The 25,883-nt window shown below is 45.4% G+C and carries 25 protein-coding genes and 2 riboswitches; of the genes, 5 read left to right on the forward strand and 20 right to left on the reverse strand.

Going from position 1 to position 25,883, the window contains the following annotated elements; genetic code table 11:
- Window positions 1-28: 28 nt before the first annotated feature.
- Window positions 29-127: riboswitch (cyclic di-GMP riboswitch) on the reverse strand.
- A 277-nt stretch (window positions 128-404) separates the two neighbouring features.
- The 4 genes from MHH50_RS22045 to MHH50_RS22060 form a co-directional block, all read right to left on the reverse strand.
- Window positions 405-1,130 carry a hypothetical protein gene (locus MHH50_RS22045; RefSeq protein ID WP_076130692.1) on the reverse strand — a complete coding sequence of 242 codons (726 nt, stop codon included), beginning with the start codon at window positions 1,128-1,130 and terminating at the stop codon, window positions 405-407.
- Window positions 1,131-1,341: 211 nt separating this feature from the next.
- Window positions 1,342-1,659 (reverse strand): helix-turn-helix domain-containing protein, encoded by a 318-nt coding sequence (locus tag MHH50_RS22050; protein ID WP_036682958.1) that lies wholly within the window; start codon window positions 1,657-1,659, stop codon window positions 1,342-1,344.
- Window positions 1,660-1,783: 124 nt separating this feature from the next.
- A complete protein-coding gene (locus MHH50_RS22055; RefSeq protein ID WP_076184188.1) occupies window positions 1,784-2,107 on the reverse strand; it encodes a hypothetical protein in 324 nt (107 codons plus the stop codon).
- Between the two features lie 23 nt (window positions 2,108-2,130).
- Window positions 2,131-3,066 carry a Gfo/Idh/MocA family oxidoreductase gene (locus tag MHH50_RS22060; RefSeq protein WP_076218896.1) on the reverse strand — a complete coding sequence of 312 codons (936 nt, stop codon included), beginning with the start codon at window positions 3,064-3,066 and terminating at the stop codon, window positions 2,131-2,133.
- 163 nt (window positions 3,067-3,229) lie between these two features.
- Between MHH50_RS22060 and MHH50_RS22065 the strand changes: the two genes are divergently transcribed.
- Together MHH50_RS22065 and msrA are read left to right on the forward strand one after the other, a co-directional pair.
- Window positions 3,230-3,850: a VTT domain-containing protein gene (locus MHH50_RS22065; RefSeq protein WP_076193058.1), complete on the forward strand. Its 621-nt coding sequence runs from the start codon at window positions 3,230-3,232 to the stop codon at window positions 3,848-3,850.
- 98 nt (window positions 3,851-3,948) lie between these two features.
- Window positions 3,949-4,935, forward strand: a complete 987-nt coding sequence (gene msrA / locus MHH50_RS22070) for a peptide-methionine (S)-S-oxide reductase MsrA (protein WP_038572566.1) — start codon at window positions 3,949-3,951, stop codon at window positions 4,933-4,935.
- Window positions 4,936-5,032: 97 nt separating this feature from the next.
- Here msrA and MHH50_RS22075 read toward each other — a convergent pair whose 3' ends face one another.
- Window positions 5,033-6,148: a DUF4349 domain-containing protein gene (locus MHH50_RS22075; protein ID WP_175619032.1), complete on the reverse strand. Its 1,116-nt coding sequence runs from the start codon at window positions 6,146-6,148 to the stop codon at window positions 5,033-5,035.
- A 428-nt stretch (window positions 6,149-6,576) separates the two neighbouring features.
- Here MHH50_RS22075 and MHH50_RS22080 point away from each other — a divergent pair, with 428 nt between their 5' ends.
- Window positions 6,577-6,729: a DUF1540 domain-containing protein gene (locus MHH50_RS22080; RefSeq protein ID WP_076098619.1), complete on the forward strand. Its 153-nt coding sequence runs from the start codon at window positions 6,577-6,579 to the stop codon at window positions 6,727-6,729.
- 146 nt (window positions 6,730-6,875) lie between these two features.
- On the opposite strand, the gene metE is transcribed toward MHH50_RS22080, so the two are convergent.
- The 10 genes from metE to MHH50_RS22130 form a co-directional block, all read right to left on the reverse strand.
- Window positions 6,876-9,179, reverse strand: coding sequence for a 5-methyltetrahydropteroyltriglutamate--homocysteine S-methyltransferase (metE, locus tag MHH50_RS22085; RefSeq protein ID WP_076308949.1), 2,304 nt, complete (start codon window positions 9,177-9,179; stop codon window positions 6,876-6,878).
- Between the two features lie 154 nt (window positions 9,180-9,333).
- A riboswitch (cobalamin riboswitch) is annotated at window positions 9,334-9,540 on the reverse strand.
- A 99-nt stretch (window positions 9,541-9,639) separates the two neighbouring features.
- Window positions 9,640-10,500 (reverse strand): undecaprenyl-diphosphate phosphatase, encoded by an 861-nt coding sequence (locus MHH50_RS22090; RefSeq protein WP_076130699.1) that lies wholly within the window; start codon window positions 10,498-10,500, stop codon window positions 9,640-9,642.
- Window positions 10,501-10,550: 50 nt separating this feature from the next.
- Window positions 10,551-11,174: a DedA family protein gene (locus tag MHH50_RS22095; protein WP_076218903.1), complete on the reverse strand. Its 624-nt coding sequence runs from the start codon at window positions 11,172-11,174 to the stop codon at window positions 10,551-10,553.
- A gap of 17 nt (window positions 11,175-11,191) precedes the next feature.
- Window positions 11,192-13,141, reverse strand: coding sequence for an FtsX-like permease family protein (locus tag MHH50_RS22100; RefSeq protein WP_340033385.1), 1,950 nt, complete (start codon window positions 13,139-13,141; stop codon window positions 11,192-11,194).
- Window positions 13,116-13,886 (reverse strand): ABC transporter ATP-binding protein, encoded by a 771-nt coding sequence (locus tag MHH50_RS22105; RefSeq protein WP_076130701.1) that lies wholly within the window; start codon window positions 13,884-13,886, stop codon window positions 13,116-13,118. Before MHH50_RS22105 ends, MHH50_RS22100 begins: the two co-directional genes overlap by 26 nt.
- Window positions 13,887-13,971: 85 nt before the next feature.
- Window positions 13,972-14,979 (reverse strand): sensor histidine kinase, encoded by a 1,008-nt coding sequence (locus tag MHH50_RS22110; RefSeq protein ID WP_076130702.1) that lies wholly within the window; start codon window positions 14,977-14,979, stop codon window positions 13,972-13,974.
- A complete protein-coding gene (locus MHH50_RS22115) occupies window positions 14,976-15,677 on the reverse strand; it encodes a response regulator transcription factor (RefSeq protein WP_076280510.1) in 702 nt (233 codons plus the stop codon). The genes MHH50_RS22110 and MHH50_RS22115 overlap by 4 nt, the downstream gene beginning before the upstream one ends.
- Window positions 15,678-15,839: 162 nt before the next feature.
- The gene (locus tag MHH50_RS22120; RefSeq protein WP_340033386.1) at window positions 15,840-16,292 is read right to left on the reverse strand and encodes an NlpC/P60 family protein; all 453 of its coding nucleotides are present in this window, start codon (window positions 16,290-16,292) and stop codon (window positions 15,840-15,842) included.
- 370 nt (window positions 16,293-16,662) lie between these two features.
- Window positions 16,663-16,971 carry a hypothetical protein gene (locus MHH50_RS22125; RefSeq protein WP_340033387.1) on the reverse strand — a complete coding sequence of 103 codons (309 nt, stop codon included), beginning with the start codon at window positions 16,969-16,971 and terminating at the stop codon, window positions 16,663-16,665.
- Window positions 16,972-17,664: 693 nt separating this feature from the next.
- Window positions 17,665-18,459: a TIGR00266 family protein gene (locus MHH50_RS22130; RefSeq protein ID WP_038572584.1), complete on the reverse strand. Its 795-nt coding sequence runs from the start codon at window positions 18,457-18,459 to the stop codon at window positions 17,665-17,667.
- A 300-nt stretch (window positions 18,460-18,759) separates the two neighbouring features.
- Here MHH50_RS22130 and MHH50_RS22135 point away from each other — a divergent pair, with 300 nt between their 5' ends.
- Window positions 18,760-19,656 carry a rhodanese-related sulfurtransferase gene (locus MHH50_RS22135; RefSeq protein WP_076302702.1) on the forward strand — a complete coding sequence of 299 codons (897 nt, stop codon included), beginning with the start codon at window positions 18,760-18,762 and terminating at the stop codon, window positions 19,654-19,656.
- 255 nt (window positions 19,657-19,911) lie between these two features.
- Here the strand turns inward: MHH50_RS22135 and MHH50_RS22140 are convergent, their stop codons facing one another.
- The 5 genes from MHH50_RS22140 to MHH50_RS22160 all read right to left on the reverse strand — a co-directional run bounded on the left by MHH50_RS22140 (window position 19,912) and on the right by MHH50_RS22160 (window position 25,335).
- Window positions 19,912-20,583: a YitT family protein gene (locus tag MHH50_RS22140; protein WP_076130250.1), complete on the reverse strand. Its 672-nt coding sequence runs from the start codon at window positions 20,581-20,583 to the stop codon at window positions 19,912-19,914.
- 315 nt (window positions 20,584-20,898) lie between these two features.
- Window positions 20,899-21,399 carry a Crp/Fnr family transcriptional regulator gene (locus MHH50_RS22145; RefSeq protein ID WP_076134543.1) on the reverse strand — a complete coding sequence of 167 codons (501 nt, stop codon included), beginning with the start codon at window positions 21,397-21,399 and terminating at the stop codon, window positions 20,899-20,901.
- 175 nt (window positions 21,400-21,574) lie between these two features.
- The gene (locus tag MHH50_RS22150) at window positions 21,575-23,503 is read right to left on the reverse strand and encodes a fructose-specific PTS transporter subunit EIIC (protein ID WP_076279190.1); all 1,929 of its coding nucleotides are present in this window, start codon (window positions 23,501-23,503) and stop codon (window positions 21,575-21,577) included.
- Between the two features lie 38 nt (window positions 23,504-23,541).
- Window positions 23,542-24,453: a 1-phosphofructokinase gene (pfkB, locus tag MHH50_RS22155; protein WP_076130247.1), complete on the reverse strand. Its 912-nt coding sequence runs from the start codon at window positions 24,451-24,453 to the stop codon at window positions 23,542-23,544.
- 117 nt (window positions 24,454-24,570) lie between these two features.
- The gene (locus tag MHH50_RS22160; RefSeq protein ID WP_339244350.1) at window positions 24,571-25,335 is read right to left on the reverse strand and encodes a DeoR/GlpR family DNA-binding transcription regulator; all 765 of its coding nucleotides are present in this window, start codon (window positions 25,333-25,335) and stop codon (window positions 24,571-24,573) included.
- A 251-nt stretch (window positions 25,336-25,586) separates the two neighbouring features.
- Here MHH50_RS22160 and MHH50_RS22165 point away from each other — a divergent pair, with 251 nt between their 5' ends.
- A complete protein-coding gene (locus tag MHH50_RS22165) occupies window positions 25,587-25,859 on the forward strand; it encodes a hypothetical protein (RefSeq protein ID WP_076130246.1) in 273 nt (90 codons plus the stop codon).
- The last annotated feature ends 24 nt before the right edge of the window (window positions 25,860-25,883 follow it).

Consider the following 25,883-nt stretch of genomic DNA (forward strand, 5'->3'; position numbering starts at 1 on the left):
TAAAAAAACACACAAAAAAACCACTAGAAGAAGCGGCCCGGCTACCATTCTTTAGCATCCTTAGATGCTCGAATAAGGCCCGTGGCTTTGCGTCCCTGACTTTCGTGCAGGTTTGCCTTTTCTAATTCAAATGGTTATTAAAGGAAATCGAAAACAGATTCATTACTCCACTTACAATGCATTCTCCGCTTGGTAATAATACCCTATAACTGAATCACTGGATATAGTCATTACTGTGAACTTTGTCGTTTTTCATCTAATTCTTTGTTATAGACCCCCTATCAACAACCAAATTTACTAATATATAGCAAAAATACGCTTCTTCATAATAATATCCTAGTACGAAATACCTAAGACATTTTCTGAAGAGGCGCATCTATTTGATCACACCAAATCTGTATCTTCTATTGAACATAAGCCTGCATATACGTTCGCTTCCCCTTTGCGTCCTTCAAATAAGGTCCTAAGCCAGCAAAGCGGGAGTGATCCATATAAACACCAGTCATCCATCTGCCTTCTGTTAGGCCTCCGTTCCATTTGAGGACAAGGTCAGGGGCGGATATCCATTCCTGATAAATCTGTATATTCTGATCTTTGTACTCTTTACAAGGCTTAGACTGCTCCAGAAGACGTAGATCATTAAGGTAAGTTGGCACGAAATAAGAGGATATCGTATGCAAATCATCTTCATCAAAAAAGGGCTCATCCCCTAAAAAGGGTTTGAATAATACGGTATTCTCGTACATGGACCAAATTAGGGCTTGTAGCACCATGCTTTGGCGAATGCCATTATGGAACTTATATTGTCGTTGATTACTCGCCACATTCACTTCTTGAAGAGGTTCCGTCGACTCCAGGCAATGCCGTTCACAGCCGATACATTTCCAGCCAGAAGGACTTTGAATCCATTTTTGAAAAATAGTCCCGCTATCATTGTTGCCTTTGTAGAGTGAAGAGATAATGCTGTAAGGCACGCCAATCCACGCATCCCATAAGGAATCTGGAAGATGGCTATGCAGCATGAACAACGTCTTGTCATAGATGAGCTGTACTTTGATCGAAGCGTTCTCCAGCTCAGCAACATCCTTTTTTCCATACGTTATTTCCCGGGAAAACAGGGTGGTCTTCATCTCCCTCGCCTCCTAATAGTTTTGCTATGCCTGTACTCCAGCTGAGTAGATTTGAGCAAAAACCAATATTGCAAGCGTTTCCACGCAAGGAACATACAACGTTTTTTCTATTATATTACAGATTTTTTCGATCTGTGCAAGGTTTTTATTTAAAAATTGAAAAGCCCTCCTCCGTTCTTCAGGAAAAAGGGCCACAACACGACTTTGATTTCTACTCTACCCAGCTCTCAGCCCAAGACTGAATCTGCTGCATAACAGGCTCCAGCGCACGGCCTTTGTCTGTTAGTTCATATTCAATACGCACAGGTGTTTCCGGGTATACATGTCTAACCAGAATACCCTCACCTTCCAAATCCTTCATCCGCTCGGACAGCATCTTATCGCTCATTGAAGGAATGAGGCCGGAAATATCTTTAAACCGCTTCGGTCCACTCATCAATGTCTGAATAATAAGTCCATTCCAACGTTTGCCTAAGAAAGAGAAGGCTGTCTCAAATCTGGGACACATCGAAATTTGATGTTCTTCCATTGTTCTCACCTCTCACTAGCGAAACTTACTATTAGTTAGTATATATAATATTAACACATTTCATCCCTGATGAACATCGTTTACTAAAAAAAGTTCATCTGACATTATCATTATATCCTCGTTGTCAATCCCCTGTATGTGCTTTAGATTCCCTTTTAGAGATCGCTTCTGTCACGATTTGCGCCAAGTCATCATTTCCGAATAAGGAGAGCACGCCCAGAACTGTGTCATCGGAAATATCCCCTGCTTCCTCCGCAGAAACCGTTAGGGCAAGCGCTTTTCGCAAGGCTTCATTCCCTTCTTGCTGTGGATACGCCTGTAAATACAAACTGTGCGGGTCGAGTCCTTGATTCACGCACCACTGGGCGAATACAAGGATCATCATCTCTTCCTCACGCTTATAGCTTTCGATGATTTGTTCCTCCACTAATTTACGGTTGTCTTCCATATTTTACTCCTTTCTTAGAGACCTCATTCAGCAAGCTGAGCTGCCAATCTATGACTAGGCAGAACTGCTGAAGCAGCAATACTGCATAACTCTGGTGTATTTATATTGTTCAGGAAATGATCTACCACTCCACCAAAACCTCTTCTATCCAGCACCGTATCCCAGCTTCCAAAGCTCTGGGTCCGTGGCAAAGCATTTTTTTCATATAGGATGGCTTGGTCCAGATCTGCCACTTCCACCGAACGTCCATTACCGTGCAGCTCCAGCTTCTCCAAATCAACACCCGCCTCACGAACCATACTATACATCCCCACTGAGCCTTGCTTCCAACCCAGCATTCCAGATGCCTGCACAAGTCGTCCCTCTCCATTGGATTGAAGATTACTGCGAAGCAGCTCATACTGATCTCCACATAACCATAACAGCAGATCAAGCATATGAATCAAGTCGTCATGCACAGTCTCACGGCTGCTGCCTAACTGCAGCTTCGTGCGATGTTTAATCGCGTGGCAATGGCTAATGCCTCCGGCTTCCTCGAGCCAACTCTTGGCAGTGACATACATTGGGGCAAAACGCCGATTAAAGCCCACGCCTAGCAACAGCCCTTTATTTTCTGCCAGCTCTGCCATCCTTCTGGATTCTTCCAGATCATAGGACAGCGGCTTATCTACATACACCGAAATCCCATGTTCGAGACATTTTGTTACTATATCATAATGGGTCGTCGTTGGGCTATGCACAAATACTGCATCCAGATCCCAAGACAACAGCTCGTCCAAATTTGTCGTACCTTTAGGAAAACGGTAGGCTTTAACAGCTTGCTCTACTGTTGTGGATGAGTGACTGAGAACCCCCACCACCTCAACTTGTCCATGCTGAGAGAGCAGTGGCAAATATACTTTGCGGGCGATATTTCCAATCCCGATGATGGCGACTCTTTTGCGTGCAGAAACGATCAATGATTTAACTCCCCTCTTTATAATTCAAGAATTTATCTCTCTCTTTGTTCTCTATAAATGCTATTATACCTGCTTGGCGTTCGCCGACAATGATCTTCACTTCAATATTTACTTTTTATCCCGTATGATGAGATGAATGAGTGGAAGAAAGGGTATATTAGCTATGAGAAAATGGTTCTCGATTATTCTTTATGTTTCGGGCACAATCCTTGCGTTTATCTACAGATATGACATCCTTAGCTGGATGAAAGAGGATCATAATCTTTTCAGCTCTATAGGGATCGCAACTTTACTGGCTCTCTTTCCAGTTGTACCGTACAAAGCGGTCATCGGATTTTTTGGTTATGCATACGGAAGTTTGGCAGGTGCTTTAATTTGCTGGGTAGCTACAACCCTTGCTGCCGCATTCCTTTTTGGCGTAGTGAAATTCTTATTTCAAGATCAAGCGAGAGCTTATCTGACTTCTATTCCCCTACTCGAAAAATTCACAAAAGGCATAGAACGGCGGCCCTTTGCTTCTATTGTCTTAGCACGTCTCTTGCCGATTATCCCGCAGACAGCAGTTAACATCTATGCCGGAGCAGCCGGACTGCCCTTCTGGGGTTATCTTGCTGCCTCAGCTATTGGAAAAATCCCAGGCATCGCCTTGTATGCCTTCCTTGGGGATCAACTGTTCCAGAACCCAGGTAATGCGATTATAGCCATTATTGTTTATGCCATTGTGCTTATTATAGCCGGACTAAGCTTTCGTTACAGTTCACAGGAAGTAAAAAACACTAGGTAACAGAGAGCTTATTTGGCGGAAGCTGGCAGGCTGTGGTTATTTGCTTTATAATTAGATTGTGATCTATTTAATTGCATTACATGAATGGAGGGATATTAATGAGTGAACATCAGACTAACCATATAAATTCCAAGGCGGAAAAAGCAACCTTTGCAGGTGGATGCTTCTGGTGCATGGTCTCGCCGTTCGAGGAATTGCCAGGCATTATTAGTGTCGTCTCCGGCTATACTGGCGGGCATACAGTGAATCCTACCTATGAAGAGGTATGCTCCGAAACTACAGGACATGTTGAAGCCGTACAAATTACGTTCAATCCAGAAATTTTCCCTTATAGCAAGCTGCTTGAGTTATTCTGGCAGCAAATTGACCCAACCGACGCGGGTGGACAATTCCATGATCGCGGCACCTCTTACGGAACGGCTATCTTCACCCATTCTGAAGAGCAGAAGCAACAAGCAGAGGCTTCCAAGGCAGCTTTGCAAGAAAGCGGCCGATTCGCTAGCCCGATTGTTACCCCGATCCTCCCGGCAGCAACCTTCTATCCTGCCGAAGAATATCATCAGGGCTACCATCGTAAGAACCCGGGCCACTACAAACGTTACCGTAAGGGTTCCGGACGAGAGGATTTTATCGAAACCCACTGGACACATAAAGAAGACAAACTAAGCTTGAAAGAACGTCTGACGCCACTTCAATATGAAGTCACTCAGAATAGCGCTACAGAGTCACCTTTCCGAAATGATTTTTGGGATCACCACGGAGAAGGCATTTATGTAGATATCGTATCTGGTGAAGCATTATTCAGTTCGCAGGATAAATACGATTCCGGTTGTGGCTGGCCCAGCTTTACACGTCCGATTCGCGATTACGCCGTGAAGGAAAAGACGGACCTCAGCCATTTGATGGTTCGCACAGAAGTGCGCAGCAAAGTAGCAGATTCCCATCTAGGTCATGTCTTCGACGATGGTCCAGGGGAAAACGGCCTGCGCTACTGCATTAATTCAGCGGCACTGCGCTTTATACCAAAAGAGGATCTGGAGAAAGAGGGCTATGGCGAGTATCGTGTACTCTTCCAGCCTGCCTAATCTTCGATAAAAGCGAAATACTGTACTGTCTTACAGAAAAGAAAAGCCTCCAATTCACGGTATACCATGAATTGGAGGCTTTTTAATTCATAGAAGCTTATTCTTTATTCTCGTCCTCGTTAGCTTTCTTATCCTTTATTGAGGTTGTCACCTTTGGCTCTGCTGGTCCAGGGAGTACCTCCTTGTTCAGTTCCCGATTTTCCTGCCGTATCCGCTGGGTCTGCTGCTCCCGTCGTGCACGGATATTTTTGCGGGCAAACCAAACGATGGCTAAAATAATGCCCGCACCGATTAGAATCGGCAATGCGCCTGCAAGAATTACAAAAATCCACTGAAACATAACAGATAGTGCGTTCAGGCTTCCTTTTAAAGCATCCGATGCCCGTTCTAGCAATGGACCTTGCTCTGCCTTTTCCTTCACGGCTAAGCTCTCATCCGTCTGGTACACTCTAAGCTCTACCGTTGAAAAAGATACGTTCTGATCTATATATCGCATTCTGCCTTTGATCTGCTCAATCGTTTCTTGAATCGAACCAAGCTCGTTTGCAAAGGCGACCAGATCACTTGATTTCGTTGCTTTTTTCATAAACTCTGTGTATTGAGCTTCCATTAACTGCTTTGCCTTTAGACGCGACTCCAGATCAACATACTCCTCCGAGACATCCTGACCTTGAATACTGCGCTGTAGCGATTCGTGTTTTACTTTTTCCAAATTATTCAGAAAAGGAGAGAACCCGGAGGCAGGCACCTTAAGGATAAACGTCCCTCCTTGCTCATATTGCGACATGTTTTCGTTAAACTCTATAATATATCCTTTAGCCATCGTTACCATGTTGCGGATTTCAGTCTGAGCTTTACCGTAATCTTCTACTTCCATAGTCAGATTGGCATGATAGATTAGCTTCTTGTTCAATCCTTCCACGACATCACTGCCCGTGAATCCCGCGTTCCCTTGATCCGTGTTCTCTGATGTCAAACCTTTTTCAACTGGGGCTTCGTTGCCTCCCGCTGCTGTCTCAGCTTCTGCTGAGGTGCTCTTATCCGCTAATGTAGCTTTCGAAGATTGCTCAGTGGTTGCTGCAGCAGAATTACTCGTATTTCCGCCGTCACCAGCTAATTTGTCTGCCGCCGAATTGTTATCACCCGAGCCACAACCTGCCAATACCACCGCAAGAATTAATAAACATAAGTAATGCAGACCCCATTTGCGCATTCTCATTCCTCCAAAAGTGTAGTGGTTATCCCTAGCATTGTAACGTTACGGAATGTCATGTTCTGTACAGATCTCTTCCGTCTCTCATTTCTATAACGCCCCAAAACTTGGAAGGTTGCACTGGAATATGGAATTTCGGTAAATTTCTTTTGGTTTTTCTTGTTGAATACACAAAAAGCCGCATTTCTGCGGCTCTTATTGGACATATTTTTGATGTGGGAAGGTGACCCGAAAGTTAAAGAACTCATTTGCTTACAAACTCATTATTTGGTACAATTACCACGTCTAACCTAGTAAAAAAAGCCAAATACCCTCTATTCATAATGAATGAGGGCGTGACACGGCTTTGTTGAGACAAGCTCCACCTTGCTGAACAGAGCCGTTCATTGAATGATACTATCAATTACTATAAGGGGAGGTGAACCCTCATGGCAAAAGACGTAGTTTGTGAAGTTAACTCCTGCACCCACTGGGCAGAAGAGAACAAATGCAGCGCTGAATCGATCTTCGTAGCTTTCCACAGCTCCCAAGAACCAAAACGCGCAGAAGAAACAGATTGCAAAACTTTCGAAAGTAAATAAGTAAATGCCTGAAGGGACCCTCCACGGTTCCTTCTTTTTCTTTTTCATTCTAACAAGATTGAGAATTATTATCAAGTAGCTGATTATAAAAAAATAAGTGAACTAAAAAGCCAGGGTAAATTACCCTGGCTCTAATTTATTTATGTCTATTTTGATGCAATAACCCCTGACTTTTCCCTCGCAATAGCAGCAGCGCTTACCATGTTACGTAGTGCATCCTCTGTCTCCTGCCAGCCACGTGTTTTCAGACCGCAATCCGGATTAATCCAGAACTGTTCAGGGTCCAGCACCCGCAGCGCACGATCGATATTCGCCGTCATTTCTTCTACAGCCGGAACCCTCGGACTATGGATGTCATACACTCCAAGACCAATTCCTTTATCATAGGCCTGCTCCTCAAAGCTGATAATCAGCTCCCCATGGCTACGTGAAGTCTCAATGGAGATTACATCAGCATCCATAGCCGATATGGAATCGATCATGTCATTGAATTCGCTATAGCACATATGCGTATGAATTTGTGTCGTAGCCTTCACATGGTTCGTAGCAACGCGGAACGACTTCACTGCCCAGTTCAGGTAATGCTCACGGTCTTCTGCCTTAAGCGGAAGTCCTTCACGTATAGCCGGCTCATCCACTTGAATCATTTCGATGCCTGCATCTTCTAGCGCTTTTACTTCATGGCGAAGGGCAAGAGCAATTTGATTGGCTACCTCTTCCCGGCTGAGATCATCACGTACAAATGACCAATTGAGGATAGTTACAGGACCCGTCAACATTCCTTTAACCGGAAGCTTCGTCAACGATTGTGCATAGACACTTTCTTTAACAGTCATAGGCTGTATAAATGCAACATCCGCGTAGATCACCGGTGGCTTAACGCAACGGGAACCGTAGGATTGAACCCAGCCATTACTAGTAAACAAGTATCCGTCCAGCTTTTCTCCGAAAAACTCCACCATATCTGTACGCTCGAACTCACCGTGGACCAGAACATCCAGACCTAGCTTTTCTTGGAAGGTAATTGCATCCGCGATCTGCTCACGAACAAATCCATCATAACGCTCCTGATTCCAGACCCCTTTACGCCATTTCAATCTCGCCTGACGCACTTCTACTGTCTGTGGGAAGCTACCAATTGTAGTGGTTGGCAGAAGTGGAAGCTGCCATTTCTCTTGCTGCACCTTTAAGCGTTCAGCAAAAGGCAAACTGCGTTGGTCAGGCAAAGCTGCAAGTGCAAGCACTTGCTCCGCCACATCCTTACGGCCACGCTCAGGTAGTGCGCGGAATGCTGCAATAGCTTCACGACTAGCGGCCAGCGCTGCTTTAGAAGCTTCTCCTTTATCTGCGAGGGCTGCTCCGAGCAGACTAAGCTCTGCAAGCTTCTCATCGGCAAAAGCTAACGCATTCTTAACTGTCGCCTTCAGCTTCACCTCACCTTGAACGGTGACTGGGACATGCAGCAGACTGCAAGAAGGCTGAAGAATAAGACGATCAAGCGGCACATGAACACTGAGCTTTTCTACCAGTTGCAGCTTAGCGTCTAAATCGGAACGCCAGATGTTCCGTCCATCAATAATTCCGGCACCCAGCCATTTGTCCTTCGGCCAGCCAAGACGTTCGATAGAAGCCAGATTTGCTCCACCATCGTGCACAAAGTCAAGACCCAAGCCTTGAACAGGCAACTCTAGCAGTGCTTCCAACGGTTCAGCAGCTTCAAAATACGTCTGTAAAATAATATTCAAGCCCGGCACGGAGCCGGCAATTTCTGTGTATATCGAGTTAAGCAGTGTTAATTCTTCTTTACTTATGCCTGTAACAATCGCTGGCTCATCGATTTGTACCCAGCTTACCCCTTCTTGCTTCAGTTCCTGTAGCAGTTGAACATAGACTGGAACAAAACGTGCAGCAATCTTGGCGATATCTGCCGCTGCGTAACCTTTGGACAGCTTAAGGAAGGTATACAGACCTAAAAGTACCGGTTTACCTTCAATCCCTGCCTGCGATTTAGCAAAACGATAAGCCGCTAGAGGTTTATTTTCAGTCAGGCGTGGTGTTTGTGTGCCGATCTCTGGAACGATATAGTGATAGTTCGTATTGAACCATTTGGTCATCTCACAGGCAGTAGCCTCAGCATTACCACGGGCCATTGCAAAATAAAGATCAAGCCCGATGTCGCCGCCATCATACGTGTACCGTGGAGGTACAATTCCAAACATAACAGCCGTATCCAACACATGGTCATAAAAAGTAAAATCATTTACCGGAATAAGCTCAATTCCTGCCTCTTGCTGGGTCTTCAAATGCTGCAGCTGAATTGCTGCCATTTCGGAGCGGAATTGCTCCTCATTTATTTTCCCCTGCCAGTAGGCTTCCAGTGACTTTTTCCACTCGCGGTTCTTTCCGATTCTCGGATATCCAAGATTGCTTACTTTTACTTTATTCGTCATCTCGATACACTCCCTCTTCCATCTCTTATTTCAAACTCCAAAGCTACTTGCTTTCCTATAAAAAAGAGCGCCCTTCCCTAAAAAAGTCAAAGGGAAAGACGCCCATGATATACCCATGGTTAACGTCTAACACCTCCCTATCTTCCGTAGGTGAAGCAGTGCTGTTGAAACAGGCAGGTCTCCTGGCTAGCGGCGTCAACATCTTGAGCAGTCTTCCCAGCAGTAGTAAATTGCCAGTGACCTCTGTTGCTCGAGATTCTTCCGTTACAGTGGCGGGACCGCATCGGCTTCGAACCGAATTTCCCTATTAAGCCTACCGAATTACTATTTTCCGGTCAGCACCTGTCTCCGATATCATTCATCATTTGAGTGTCTTAATCTGATGTCATCATACGTGAAAGCCCCAGCAATCTGCAATAGATTACTGGGGCTTCTGTTATATCGATTCCTTATAACGGACTTAGAAAAATACGAAATATACTACAGCAGCAAGAATTATACGGTATATAGCAAACGGTAAGAGCTTGATACGATTGATCAGTTTTAAGAAGAAACGCATCGATAACAGCGCAAATAGGAAGGCACTAATAAAGCCTGCAATAAAAAACGGCAACGCGTCCATGGTGAAATATTGCCAGTTTTTCATCAGTGACAACAGACTGGCACCTGCCATGATGGGTACTGCCATAATAAACGTAAAATCAGCAGCGGCACGATGGCTCATCCCGAGGAGTACTCCACCAGAAATCGTCGAGCCCGAGCGTGAAAATCCAGGCCATAACGAAAAACACTGTACAAGACCTACACCAAGTGCCTGTTTGTATGTAATCTGATCTACACTCTCAGTTCTGATCTTCTTCGGCCCAAACAGATCGGCAATAATCATTAATATAGCCCCAATCACTAGACCAATTAACACTGTTGAGGTAGAGAATAAATGCTCATCAATATAATCATTAAACAGAACACCTAACACACCTGCAGGCACTAACCCTACCAGAACCTGAGTCAGCTTGAGATGCCCGCCCTGCTCCAACTGCGGTAGCTCCTCTGTTACAGGATCCAACTGCTTACGGCTGAAACGCTTTAAGCCTAACAAATCAATGAACCGATTTCTAAAGATCACAACAACCGCTAATATTGAACCCAGTTGAATAACTACTTTGAAGGTATTTGCCGTATATTGTCCAAATAACTCCTGTGATTTCAGCCACATATCATCAACAATAATCATATGACCCGTGGAGGATACTGGAGCAAATTCGGTTAAACCTTCAACAAGCCCCAAAATAATGGCTTTAATAATCGTTAATAGCTCCATGTGTTTCCCTCCTTTTTAATAGTCATTTCTATTATCAGTCCACTACCCGCTTAGCCCTCAGTGTTCATTCTCCGGCTGCGTTTGCGGAAGTACAGAAACCCAAGAATAACTAATCCGCCAGCAATTAGTACATAGACTACATTGGAGTACACGTCCATGTACATAGCAATGTCTTCCCAGGATTCTCCTAAAGCCGCGCCAATAAGCACAAGCAGCAAATTCCATCCCAATGTGCCAATCGTTGTGAAGATCATAAATACTCCAAATTTCATGCCCGACATTCCCGCCGGAATCGAAATCAGACTGCGGACCAGCGGAACCATCCGACAAAACAATACAGTCCAGTAGCCATATTTATCAAACCAGGCGTCAGCCTTGTGGATATCTTTTTTACTGACCCTAATTAGGCTACCCCAGCGTTCAACCAGTTTCTCTAACCGGCTCACATCCAATAATCGGCCAATATAATAGAGAATTACTGCACCCAGTAGTGAACCAGCCGTGGCAGCAATGATTACACCAGGGATCGTCAAGCTCGTCGTAGTCGTCATAAATCCTCCAAAGGGCAGGATCACTTCTGAAGGAATTGGTGGAAATATATTTTCAAAGGCCAGCATCAGAAAAATACCGAAGTAACCAAACTGCTCCATAAAATCTGTAATCCATGCTTGCATCTTGTTACCCCCATTTCTCATATCAAGTTCTTCTTCAGGTTGCGTAAATAGCGGCTGCGAATAAAAAAGAAGTATAGTCCTTGAACAGCCAAATATCCGAGTAACACCGCGCCTGTCTCCGTTGCGATAGATAAGTAGAACAACCGTTGAAGCGCAATAAAGGCAAACACACTGTGTAAAATAGCTATTCCGACCGGCACAAAAAACAACAAAGACAGCTGAATCGTAACTATTCGATTGAGTTCTTTATCCGTAAGTCCCATCTTGGACAAAGTGGAATATTGATTGCGATCATGATCAAGATCGGTATATAACCGGAAGTAAAGAAAGCTGCCTGCCGCGATAAAAAAGACAGTACCCACCAGCAAGGAAGCAAAAAGCATTGTGTTATACAATGTTTTCTGAAGCTCAAACAGCGTGCCGCTGATCACAATCGCATACGGAGAATCACTTTCATAGGACTGTTTGCCTTTATGGGCAAGATCAGCAGCGATACCTACCGTCTGTGGAAAATCCTCTACATAAAAACCTGTATAAAGATCCGTCTGCACGGGATCAATAGCGCTGTAGAGCTCATCACTGATCACGACACCACTAAAATCCCCGCCATCTCTACCATCCAGCTCCGGCAATAAATATTCGGCGATGGGAACTTGCTCGGTATAACCTATTTCTTTAATGGCAAGTCCTTGCTGCAAGGAATAGACCGCTTTTACTCTGCCTTCTGTTAAACTGCGATCCCGCTGTGAACCAATCATCACCAGACCTTCGTTGCCCACCAGAGCACGCTCATCTGTTGGGAACCCTGCACGTTGCAGGGCGAGATTATAATCACTGAAAGCAATCAAGGGAAGGCGTAAAGTGCGATCGGGTCCAGTCTGAGCTTCAACCTCAGCATATTTAATCGGGATACTAAGCGCCTCATAAGGGAGTTCGTGCGTCTTGAGCTCTTCCTTAATTTCGTTCAGATGCTGATCAAAGGGTACACCCGTCTGATTTCCTTTGGCTACATAACCCACTGCTGCGGGATAATCCAATTTCAGTTCTCTGGAAAGTGTATGTATCGATGCAAATACCCCTACGGAAGTGAAGGAGACTGCGGATACAATCGTCACCATAAAAAACATTCGGCCATTCTCTTTCCAGCGGTAGGACAAACCGGATAAAGTGATGATATTCGTACGATGCCAATACAAGTGCCGAATGTCCTTAAGCAGCTTAACCAAACAAATACTTAGCTGGGTATAAAAGAGATACGTCCCGATAACCGTAATCGCAACGACCGGAAACATGACTTTCTCTACGGAAGCAGCTTTTGCAGTAGCCGCCATATAATAACCACTGATCAGCAGTACAGCAGAAATAATAGATAATACAAAGGATACTTTGGGTTCTTCTTCTGCCTTACGCTCTCCCTGAAACAGACGCATCAGTGACTCATTGCCGATAAAAACAAAGGTGCAAAGCGATATCAGAAAAAACAATAACACGAAGCTGCAAATCGTAAGCACAAGTGCCTGCCATGGGAGATGAAAGGTTAACAGGGGAATTCCCAAAAAAGTAGATCCGATCATCAAAAATAATTTGCCCAGAAGTAACCCGAGAAGGGTACCTGTCAGGATGGCAGAGGTGCCGATCATCATATTTTCCAGAAAAACCATGGTGTTCAGCTGTCTCTTCGTCATTCCATGCATCAATAAAATTCCGAACTCCATCTTGCGCGACTGCAGGAAGGATCCAACGGATACGAGTACGAACAAAGAACAAAAGACATAAATAATTGCCTCTGCCACCATCATCGTATGAGCCGCCGTACTATAAATTAAGCTCTTTGAAATATCCGGATGGTAAATAAACAAAGCGCACACGAAAAAGATCATCACCGAAAAAGCACTGACGACAAAATAAGCGGCATATTTGCGTTTATTACGTGTTACATTCCTATAAGCGAATTGCCGAAAGGTCATGGCTGGTTCCCCCAAGCAGAGACAGCATATCAATAATACTTTGGAAGAAAGCGCCTCTATTACTGCCCTTGTACATTTCACTATAGAAACGTCCGTCTTTAATAAAGATGACCCGGTTGCAAAAGCTTGCAGCCACTGCGTCATGTGTGACCATCAGCACCGTAGCTCCTTCTTCCTTATTCACCTCTGTCAACATATTCATGACTTCCCCTGAGGCTTTGGAGTCCAGATTGCCTGTGGGCTCATCCGCCAAAATTAACGATGGACGATGAATCATCGCCCGGGCGATAGCCGCCCGCTGCATTTGTCCGCCTGAGACCTCGTACGTGCGCTTCTTCAGCAAATGTTCGATGCCAAGCAAGGTAGTGACCTCTTTCAGCCTGCTCTCCATCTCTGAGACACGAGCACCTGCAAGCGTCAAAGGTAATACGATGTTTTCCTCTACAGTGAGCGTATCCAGTAGATTAAAATGCTGAAAGACGAAGCCTAGCTCATGACGGCGAAAAAGCGCCTTTTCTTTTCTGCTAAGCAGATTAGGATCTCGGCCGTTGATCAGAATCTGACCGGAGGTCGGTTGGTCGATGGTGGCAATCGTGTTGAGCAGCGTTGTTTTACCGCTCCCGGATGGACCCATTATGCCAACAAACTCCCCCTTTTCTACAGAAAAGCGGATATGATTCAGCGCCTGAGTGGACACTTTACCCTCATATATTTTTGATAAATTATGAACATCTAGAATGGGCAAGTGTTACCTCTCCTTCTTTCGACTGGATTGCCTTCATTATACAAAGTGTACACATAGGCTGCTATTTCTGAAACTTACAATGCCCTTACACATTTGTAAGGTTTGTTATATGCTGCTCCCTAAATACAATCCGCACGGTGGTCCCGCTTCCTTCTTCGGAACGGATACTCACCTCATGTCCAAGCTTGCCGCAGATCTGCTTCACGAGATATAAACCCATCCCCGTAGATTCCTGGAAGGTTCGTCCATTCACCCCGGTAAAATAAGCATCGAACACGCGCGGCAGATCTCCTGCTGGTATGCCTACTCCTTCATCCCGGATCTCAAGCACAGTCTGCTTATCTTCCGTGACCATCCCTTGGAAATAAACATGTTTGCCCTCTTCTGTCGTATAACGTACAGCGTTCGTAATCAGCTGCGTAAGGACAAAAGTGAGCCATTTTTCATCCGTGGTTACGGTAATCTGCTCATCTATTTGTATAGCTGGAAATACTCTTTTTCGAATAAAAAGACGCTTCTGCTCAGAGGTCACACCACGTACGATGGTCTCCAAATTCAGCCGTTCCACATAAAAATCGTGCTCGAAAGTATCCAGACGGGCCGTATAAAGCACGGTATCCAGTCCTTTTTTCAGACGATCCAGTTCATCACCAATTGCCGTAAAAGGAGGGCCATCCTTATCCTGAATGATCAGATGAATGACAGACAACGGCGTCTTCATGCCATGTACCCATTGATTAATAAAGTGAATATGTTCTTCTAATTTGTGGCGGTAGCTGTGCAAATCATTTTTGTAGAGGCGGAATTGCGACCCCAGTAAACCTCGCAAGCTTACGGCTAGCGGAGAATCCTGTGTAGGGCCACCTGCCTCATCGAGAGAGGAGGGCGTAGTCTCCAAACGTTCATAAAACGTGCGATTGGTGACGTAACGGTAAGCGAGGTAGCCAATCAGTAGACAAGTGCTGAGTAGCGCGGCATATAAACTTACATTCAGACCGCTGCCTCCATCCAGCCGATACACTAATGTGATCAGGACTAGCTGGGCTAGATAGACCACGATCAGGGGGAACTGTTCCCGTAATAACAACTTCATTCCTCATCCCCCCAATTCGGAATCAAACGATAGCCTTGACCGCGCACGGTTTGTAGTCCATCTGTGATAGCGAGAGCGGCAAGTTTTTTGCGTACACGTGTAACATATACATTTAAGGTATTTTCATCCACGAAGGCTTGATCATCCCAGATTTTTTCGAGCAGCCTGTCCCGGGTAACGATGGCACCTGATTTTTGCATTAGCTCATCTAGTATCTTGGCTTCCGTGTGGCTTAAGTCCACTTTAGCTTCGCCTCGGGTAAGGATTAGCCGCTCTACATCCAGCGTCATTCCGGCAACGTTTAGTGTGCGTTCATTATTCCCACCGGCATAGGTGCCGTAGGCGCGCCGCAGCTGACTTTTGATTTTGGCCATCGCGATTTCGTAATCAAAAGGCTTAGTGATATAATCGTCGGCTCCATTTTCCAGCGCCATTACTTGGTCCATTTTGCCATCGCGGGCAGATATAAAAAGAATAGGGCAGGTTGAAATTCCGCGAATCTGGCGGCACCAGTAATAACCATCGTATTTGGGCAAATTAACATCAAGGAGTACCAGATGTGGCGTGAACGCCTCAAACTGAGTGCGGACCCGCTCAAAATCACTCACCGCCTGCGTTTCATATCCAAACTTATGTAAATAATCCTGCAGCAAAGCCACAAGTCCACGGTCATCTTCTATAATAAATATTTTGAACATATCATGCCTCCGGTCCAGCCTTAACAATATAAGGGGGTCTGCCAAATAATATATACACCGTGCATAGGGTTAGTCAAATCGGAAGGAAGAAAAAAGAACCCATGAAGCACCTGTTTACGGCACCTTCTAGGTTCTTGGATAAGTTAGGTTTAAGGATATCAACTAGTCCCATTGTTTCTTCTGAATCCCGGCAAGAACTCTCTCTACAGGTGCCCAGCCGATAAGTTCTGGTTGGCTCCAGCCCGGAGCAGCTTGCAGATGGCAAATTTCCATGTAGTGATCTATCCTAACTTTATCCCAGGCATGAATGGCCTCGCCATTCCCAAGGGCCAAAGCTACATGCCCCCAATCCTTAAACTCACCGTCCACCAACCCTGAGCAAGCATAAAAAACAAACGCGCCAGCTGGCGGAGCCCCGGTATTCTTGTGCGCATCGTACAGCTCTGCGGATTCGCGTGCATCGCTGCCTCCCCACATTTCGATCCCATTGCTTCTTTCATAGGCATCTTCAACAAAAGCAAGACAACGCAGCGGATACTCCTGCGACCCCAGCCGCTCCTTAGCCCAACAAATAGCACTCTCAATTTCCTTGCCAAATTCCACGTCCCTTACCAATATACATTCCTCCAAAGTACGATATAGTGTTGAACACATCATACCTGAACCTGCTACTCATGAGCTGGTATTATATAGTTATCAATTAAACTATCCCAATTGTACCTGAGTGGTCATCTACTTCGGCCAACCATTACTTAAAAAACATAAAAAACCGTAAATGAGCATAGCTCATTACGGCTCTAACAAACTATAAATTGGTTTAAAGATACAGGAGTGGTGGTGGTGATAGTGTAGTAGTGGTAGTGGTAGCAGTAACAGTAGTAGTGGTAGCGATAGCGGTAGTGGAGGACAATTTAAAGTTGATATTGCAGACGCCGAACGGTGATATCCTATCGAACATAAGTAACTTATTGCTTGTTGGAGTAGCTCATCTGCGGGATTTATACCGTTCATTTAGCCATATACGCTCCATCGGCTTCATTCTACGGGATTTATACCGCTCATCTGACCGTATACGCTCGATCGCCTCCATTCTACGGGATTTATCCCGTTCATTTAGCCGCAACTGCTCCACCGGCTTCATTCTGCGGGATTTATACCGTACATCTGGACGTATACGCTCGATCGGCTTCATTCTGCGGGATTTATACCGTACATCTGACCGTATACGCTCGATCGGCTCTATTCTACGGGATTTATACCGTACATCTGACCGTATACGCTCTATCGGCTCCATTCTACGGGATTTATACCGTACATTTGGCTATATGTGCCCCATCGGCTCTATCTGCGGGATTTATACCGTACATTTGACAGTGTCGAGTAAATCAAAGGCAATTTCACTCTTCTTTCGCGCCACACTAGCTCATTCGAGTAAATCAAAGGCACTTTTGCCCTTCTTTCGCGCCAAACTAGCTCATTCGAGCAAATCAAAGGCAATTCTGCCCTTCTTTCGCACCACACTAGCTAATACGTGCGAATCAAAGGCATTTTTGCCCTTCTTTCGCGCGATACTAAACCTTTACAGTAAAACAAGGGCATTTCTGCCCTTGTTTCACCACACCCTATAGCGCCACCGCTGAAACGACGCGTCCTCTTGTAATGTTGTATACCTCGTATGTTCCACATTTCGCACGCTCTTTGCTTCATATACTCAGCATTTCCACGCTCACTCCACATTTCGCACGCTCTTTGCTTCATATGTTCAGCATTTCCACGCTCACTCCACATTTCGTATGCTCTTTGCTTCATATGCTCAGCATTTCCATGCTCACTCCACATCTCGCACGCTCTTTGCCTCATATGCTCAGCATTTCCACGCTCACTCCACATTTCGCACGCTCTCTGCCTCATCTACTCAGCACTTCGCACGCTCACTCAACATTCCATTGTCCTCTACTTCCACGCTGTGCAATGCGCTCACGCAGACTTATCTACCATCCAGCAAATTGCCTAGCCCGCCAAGCACGCTTCCTTCTTCTTTCCGACCGCTGTTGCCGGCAGCGGATAGGATGCGATCGGCCATTCGGCTGAATGGCAGCGACTGTACCCACACCTTGCCGGGTCCGCGCAACGTTGCGAAGAACAGGCCTTCGCCGCCGAACAGCGCGGTTTTGACCCCTTTTACAAACTCAATATTATAATCCACCGAAGACGTCATAGCGACTAGACAGCCAGTGTCCAGCTTAAGCGTCTCTCCCGGTTGAAGTGTGCGTTCCATAACATAACCGCCAGAGTGTACAAATGAAAGTCCGTCACCCTCCAGCTTTTGCATAATAAAACCTTCACCACCAAAAAAGCCGGTACCCAGCTTACGCTGAAATTCAATACCGATTGAAACGCCCTTTGCCGCGCAAAGGAATGAATCCTTTTGACAGATGATTTTTCCACCGTATTGCTGCAGGTCGAGCGGGATGATTTTGCCTGGGTACGGAGCAGCAAAGGTGACACTTTTACGTCCATAAGAACCACTGTGTGTAAAGACAGTCATAAACAAGCTTTCACCTGTCAACAGACGTTTGCCCGCGCCCATCAGCTTCCCCATCAAGCCACTTCCACGCGAGCCTCCGCTGCCGTCGCCAAATATCGTCTCCATTGTTATTTCCTGATCCATCATCATGAAGCTCCCGGCTTCGGCAATTACACTCTCTCCTGGGTCAAGCTGCACCTCTACACACTGTATTTCCTCACCCATAATGGCATAATCAATCTCATGAGCACTCATCCCGCAGTTCCTCCTTATAATTAAAGTCAACATGTGACTTATGAATGAAAATATATACGTGCGTGGCGATTCACGGTTTCGCTAATCCTAACTATCCATGAAAACCGCCTATATTCAGCAAAAAAATCAACCAGAGGTTCTGGCTGACCTTAATCCGGTATCGCTGAAAAATGTTATTTATTCCAGCTTTCTTCAGGTTACTGTACCACATCTCTTGTCAATACTTGATAATATGTTACAATACTTTTTATACTTAAATGTTTATTTAGTACTCCAATTCTAATGATAAAGGTGAAATGAATGAATCCACAATCGGAATATGCAATTCTGCTATACTATAAATTTGTAAAAGTGCCGGATGCAGAACAATTCGCCCAGGAGCATTTGGCTTACTGCAAAGAGCTTGATGTAAAGGGACGAATTCTCATCTCAGATGAAGGCATTAACGGAACACTATCAGGTACGGTTGCCCAAACCGAGCAATATATGAAGGATTTGCGCGCAAACCCTCTGTTTAGCGATATCGTCTTCAAGATCGATGAGGCTGAGGGTCATGCCTTCAAAAAGATCTTCGTTCGTTATAAAAAAGAACTCGTGACGTTCCGGGTCGAGGATGAACTGGACCCTAACGTGATTACCGGAAAGCATCTGGCGCCTAAAGATTTCTATGAAATGATGCAGCGCGACGATGTGGTGATTCTGGATGGTCGTACCGGTTACGAATTCGATCTTGGTCATTTCCGCGGCTCCATCCGCCCCGAAGTAGACAGCTTCAAAGAATTCCCGGACTGGATTCGCGAGAATATGAGCGACCTTAAGGATAAACCAATCCTGACCTACTGTACAGGCGGGATCCGCTGCGAGAAATTAAGCGGGTTTATGATGAAGGAAGGTTTTGGACAGGTGTACCAGCTGGATGGCGGCATTGTGACTTACGGTAAAGACCCTGAGGTACAGGGCCAACTGTTTGATGGAAAATGTTATGTCTTCGATGAGCGGATTTCCGTACAGATTAATCATACCGACGAGGATATCGTTGTCGGACGATGCCATCACTGCGGTCAGCCAGCTGACCAATTTATCAATTGTGCTAACGATGCTTGTCATCTTCAGCATATTTGCTGTGAGGACTGTGAAACACAGCACAGTGGTCATTGCTCGGACGAATGCGAAGCTATCACGAATGCTGTGGGCTAAAGAAAAGGACAAGCTGGCCGCAAATGTTTCTGCACGATTCAATTACGAGCACTAGTGAGTCTTAAGTTAACTAAAAGGTGGCGTACAGGATTTTCACTGTACGCCACCTTTTGTTATGAGCGAAACGTCCGAGCAACGCCCCTAAAGACTACACCCTTTAAATTACGTCATATCCAGCAAAAAAAAGTCAACCAGAAACTCTGGCTGACCTTAAATGTAGTATATCCCCGAATAAGCTGTTTATACCAGCCTTCTTCACATTACCGTACCATCATGCGGTTTACGCAGTGTAGATTGAATCTTTGGCGCCTTCACTAGCTTTGGTTTGCCTAAAGAGGTTGTAAAGGTGATCACATAGCCGGCTACGACTACTGCCATCACTGTATACATCGTTTCTTTAACAGGCATATAAAAGAGTGATAGTGCCAGAACGATTACATCCATCATGATGAATACCGTACCTACTTTGATTCCCTTCCATTCACTAACCAGCAGCGACAAAATATCGTCTCCACCGCTAGCCCCGCCACTCCGCAGGATAATTCCCGCTCCTAAACCTGTCAGTACGCCGGACAATAGAGCTGCTAATGCCAAATTGTCCTGCAAGTTGATGACCAAACCGGAATAACGTTCCATGAGACCATAGAAGATTGTAAAAGCTCCTACAGAAACAAAAGTGTTGCACACGAACGCTTTCCCTTTGAACATCCATGCTATCAAGAGTACTGGAACGTCTAGAAGCAGAGTTGAAATCGAAGGTGAAATTCCTAATACGTATTTGCCAAGCAGCGATAATCCTACGAATCCGCCCTCTGACAAATGATTCTGAAAATTGATGTGATAATAAGTAAATGCAAGCAAAAATGTTCCAAACAAAATGACTGTCAATCGGAGCAGTACATTCACTCCGTAATTGTGGTTCCTCATACAGGTCTCCCCTTATCGTATATGGCGGCTAGACGTCCCACCAACCTCTACGACGGGTAAAACCGGAGGTATTGCTCCTTCGCATATATATACTCCTTCCCCTCGCAGAGGCGGTTCGTCAAGTAACAACGGTTTACGCACCTTCTACAGGGAAGCTAAGTATAAGACAGATCATAACGTTTCCAAATCGTCCTTTGGGGAATCGTCCTTCGGGGACACATGGTATCCTGATCCTTTCTCTAATTTGATAAGTTCTGTTTACATTATACCACGGAGCCACCCTACTCTAAACAGTTTGCCAGAAAAAAGCAGGAATCACTCTGTACTCCGCAGCAAACGGTTGATTGTTTCACGTCTTACACCGATCAATTGTCCTATTTCTTCCTGGGTCAATAACTCTGTTAGCGCTGCGCCATGAGAGTAGTCATTAAACCAGCGGGTTAGCAATTCCATACGTTCTGCAGGTGTACCTACAGTAAGATGATCCAGCCGCGTCTGCATAAACCGTACCTTCTCCTGAAGCAGTCTGGCGATTTCCATCGCTTGACCAGAATCATCCCGCAGTTGTTGATACCATTCTGCTGATGGAACTGCCTCCACCTCGCTCTTCATCATCGCAACTGCCGTTCCATGCGCCTCCTTTGGCGAAATGAGTGAATGATGGGGAACCATCTCACCGGGATACAGGATGTTGAATAACACCATGTTCCCATTCTCATGAAGTCTTGTGACCTTGAACAGCCCGCTTTTTACCTTAAATAAAAAATCACAGCTGTCTCCTTGGCGGAACAAGACTTCCCCCTTATGTAATATCATCTCGCTCGCTCCTTTTCCTTCTGATTATATATATTTTCAATTATATAAAATTAAACCTCATTTATGGAGATAAATCTACCTATGGGCGAGGAGGTGGGTGATTAAAATCCATGCAAAAACTGCTGGGTGCCAGAATGAAAATTCTGGCACCCAGCAGTTCAATTTATTTATAAAGTTACTTTGCTTCAAGCGGTTTCTTCCATAATCCGAGCATCAATCCGGAGATGACCGAACCGATCAGAACAGCTAAGAGGAACAACAGCGCGTGGCTTGAAAGGGCAGCTACAAAGATCCCGCCATGCGGAGCCGGCACGTTGATATTCCAAAGCTGTGTAAGACCTCCAGCAACGGCCGAACCAAGAATACAAGAGGTTAGGACACGAAGCGGATCGGCTGCGGCGAATGGAATGGCCCCTTCCGTAATGAACGACAAGCCCAGCACATAGTTCGTTAAGCCTGATTTACGTTCTTCTTCCGTGAATTTATTCTTAAAGAAAGTAGAAGCCAGTGCTATTGCAAGTGGAGGCACCATCCCCCCCGCCATTACAGCAGCCATCATGAAGCCGTTGGTATTGCCACTGGTAGTGAATACACCGATGGCAAAAGTATAAGCAGCTTTATTGAAAGGTCCACCCATATCTATGGCCATCATGCCACCGAGAACCAGACCCAGAATAACAGCATTAACAGTTCCAAGATCATTAAGCCAATCAATCAGTCCTACATTGATCCAGCTAAAGACCGGATCGAACAGGTAATACATCAATCCACCGGTAATTAGAAGCCCGAATACCGGATATAACAGGATCGGCTTCAGTCCGTCAAGTGTTTTAGGCAGTCCTGCAAATACTTTACGTAATCCGATAATTACATAACCCGCCAAGAAACCAGCAGCCAGCCCGCCGAGGAACCCAGCGTTGGAATTCAAGGCCATGTAACCCCCAACCATACCTGGCATCAGAGCCGGACGATCACCAATGCTAAGCGCTATAAATCCAGCAAGGACTGGAATTAGGAAATGGAAGGCACCATCTCCACCACCAATTGTCTGCAGTAACTGGAACAGCGGATGATCTGCTCCACCTACTTGTTCAATCAGGAAGGAGATTGCTAGCAGAATACCGCCACCGACTACAAACGGGAGCATGTGGGAGATCCCATTCATTAAGTCCTTATATATTTTACTGCCGATACTGCCAGATTTCTCTTTAGACCCTTCGTCATTGCCACCGCGACCTTCATTGTGATAAATCGGCGCTTCCCCATTCATAGCTTTACGAATAAGCTCTTCCGACTTACGGATGCCATCACTTACAGGTCTTTGCAGTACAGGTTTACCGTCAAAACGGGCCATTTCCACCTTTTTATCAGCTGCAACAATTACACCGCTTGCACGCCGAATCTCATCAGGGGTAAGTACGTTTTTGGCCCCTTCTGAACCATTCGTCTCTACACGGATATTAACTCCCATTTCCAGAGCTTTTTTCTTAAGGGCATCTTCAGCCATAAAAGTGTGTGCAATGCCTGTAGGACAAGCAGTTACAGCTACGACAAAAGCTTGGGAATCCGGGTTGCCCACGATTACACGTTCAGGCTCTGACTTCGCGGCAGTTTCAGCAGCTTCGTTCTCTTTCTCCTTAGCTTCACCTTCCGCCTGCTTGGCATCAAACAAAGCTGATACCTCGTCAGGAGTCTGAGTATTCATAAGCTGTTCAATGAACTCGCTATCGATCAGTAGTCTGGACAATGAGGCCAGTGTACGAAGATGCATATTGCCTGCTCCTTCTGGAGCGGCAATCATAAAGAAGATACGTGCTGGCTCATCATCAAGGGATTCAAACTCCACTCCCTTTGCGCTCTTAGCAAATACAACCGTCGCTTCATTTACCGCTTTAGTCTTAGCGTGCGGCATTGCAATGCCGCCGCCAATCCCAGTGCTGGACTGCTCTTCGCGCTTCAGAATCATCTCTTTAAAAAGGATCGGATCATTAATTCGGCCACTTGCAGCAAGACTCGCAATCAATTCATCAATTGCAGCTTCCTTAGTTGTAGCTTTTAGATCCATGATCATCGTTTCTTTTATCATTAAATCCGTTATTCTCATCATGCTCAACTCCCTTAAGTACTTTGAATGCTGTCGGCTTACACTTCTGAGATTTGGATCAGCGGTCTCAGCTGTTCAATGAATTCTCTGTCCGCTAAGTCATCAGAGAATGCGGTTGCACTACCCGAGGCAACGCCTGCACGGAACGCCTCCAACAAGTCTCCTGTCAAAGACAGTGTCCCTACAAAACCAGCGATCATGGAATCTCCTGCACCTACAGAATTTTTCACTTTACCTGATGGTGCGTTGGCGTGGTATACCCCTTGCTCCGTAATGAACAAAGCCCCTTCACCCGCCATGGAAACCAGTACATGTTTCGCTCCTGCATCCAGCAGCTTGCGTCCATAAGTAATAATCTCTTCCCTCGTATCTATGGTTACGCCGAACAGCTCTGCGAGCTCATGATGGTTCGGTTTAACCAGCAATGGCTGATACGCCAGTGCTTTTTGAAGTGCAGCACCAGTAGTGTCAATGACGAATTCCGCTCCGCTCTGTTTGCACACAGCTATAAGCTTGTCATAGAAATCTGCACCCAGTGATGGGGGAACGCTTCCCGACAAAATCACTACATCCTCCGCGTTCAGGGCAGCCAGCTTTTGCAATAGTGTATTGGCTTCAGGATCATGAATGACGGGTCCAACACCGTTAATCTCCGTTTCCTCTCCATGCTTGAGCTTGATATTAATCCGCGTATCATCAGAAACAAACACGAAATCGCTTGAAATTGACTCTTCGTGTAACCAATCCTCAATATATCGGCCGGTGAAGCCTCCAAGGAATCCCATAGCCTTATTCTGAACCCCAAGCTGATTAAGCACTCGGGATACGTTAATTCCCTTCCCTCCCGGAAGCTTCAAATCACGTTTCATCCGGTTCAAGTCACCCAGTCTCAAATCTTCCACTTCCACGATATAATCAATGGAAGGATTAAGCGTTACAGTATAGATCATGATTATCCCTCAATTATGTTGGTTTTCTAAGCCATAGATTACCGATCACAAGTACGGCATCTGTAATTTCTCCAAACGATCACACGGTAATTCATAATTGCTTATCCTATATAAAATTTATACCAGCGTGAAATCCACACCCAATTGCGTGATCTCACGGATGAATTTGTCAGACGCTCCTGAATCTATAATGCAATGATCCATTTCCGTCACATCTGCAACCTTGCTAAAGGATATCTGCCCCAGCTTACTGTGATCTGCCAGTAGAATAACTTGCTTGGCGACTGCGATCATTTTGCGTTTTGTAGCTGCCTCTAACATGTTCGGAGTTGTGATGCCTTCCCGCAAATCCAGTCCATTAGTGGCAAGAAAAGTTTTATCTACTCTCACCATATCTAATGAACGTTCTGTCATCGGTCCAACAAAAGCCATCGTATCCGGGCGAAGCATACCGCCTGTAATTGAGACTTCGATATTGCGGCAATCCCGCAGCTCATTCAGCGCCATAATCGAGTTCGTAATGACTTTGATATTCGAAAAGTTCTTCAGCTCTCTGGCAATCTGCAGTGTTGTTGTTCCTGCATCAAGCAGTATTGCGTCCCCCTCCTGAATCATCTCCACGGCCTTACGGGCAATCCGTTGCTTCTCATCCAATAAATGGTCTTCCTTATCAGGATAAGCCGCTTCAAAATTGACGCTCTGCAGGGAAACCGCTCCGCCATGAGTACGCTTTAATAGCTTGGCTTCTTCCAGCTCCTTCAGATCACGGCGCACAGTAGACTCAGATACGCCCATTTCCTGACTTAGCTCCTGTACAGAAGCTCTGGAGTTCTTTTCCACAAAAAGCACGATTTTTTGTTTTCTCTCTTCCTCAAACATCATCGTGGCTCGCTCCTTTATGTGACAGCGCGACCTGTGCAATTCCTTGCGCTCATCTATGAATTTTCTTGACCGTTAATTGATTATATGTGACCGTTATTGATCGTTTGTGCTCGTTTATGATTTTAACAGCGTTTTCATCCTGTGTAAAGTGCTAAAAAGAGACAGTGCAAAATTACATCCGAATTGCCTATCTCATATGCGGCATTTATAACATATTAATAATACATACCGGGAAAAGCGGGTGATCAGAAATGGCCAATGGAAGAAACAGCGGGAGAAATAAAGGCAACAGCAATGCTAATAAGAATGGGACCACCAATAACAATAATCCAGTGGAATCCGCAGAACTTAGCGCTGAGGATTATGAGATCATCGCAGCTGGACTTGTAGCCTTAGGTGAGATTTTTTCCTTTTTATCTCTTGTTAAAGCAAGACAAGTTACCAAAGAAACCGGAGGCGAAGATGTAGTTCCTGAAATCTTCACTTTATCCACTAGAAAATCTCATAGACGAAAGTCAAGATAATCTGTGAAAAAGAAGAGAAATAGT

Origin of the sequence: Paenibacillus sp. FSL H3-0302 (genome assembly GCF_037982245.1) — a bacterium.
Lineage (GTDB): Bacteria > Bacillota > Bacilli > Paenibacillales > Paenibacillaceae > Paenibacillus_AQ > Paenibacillus_AQ odorifer.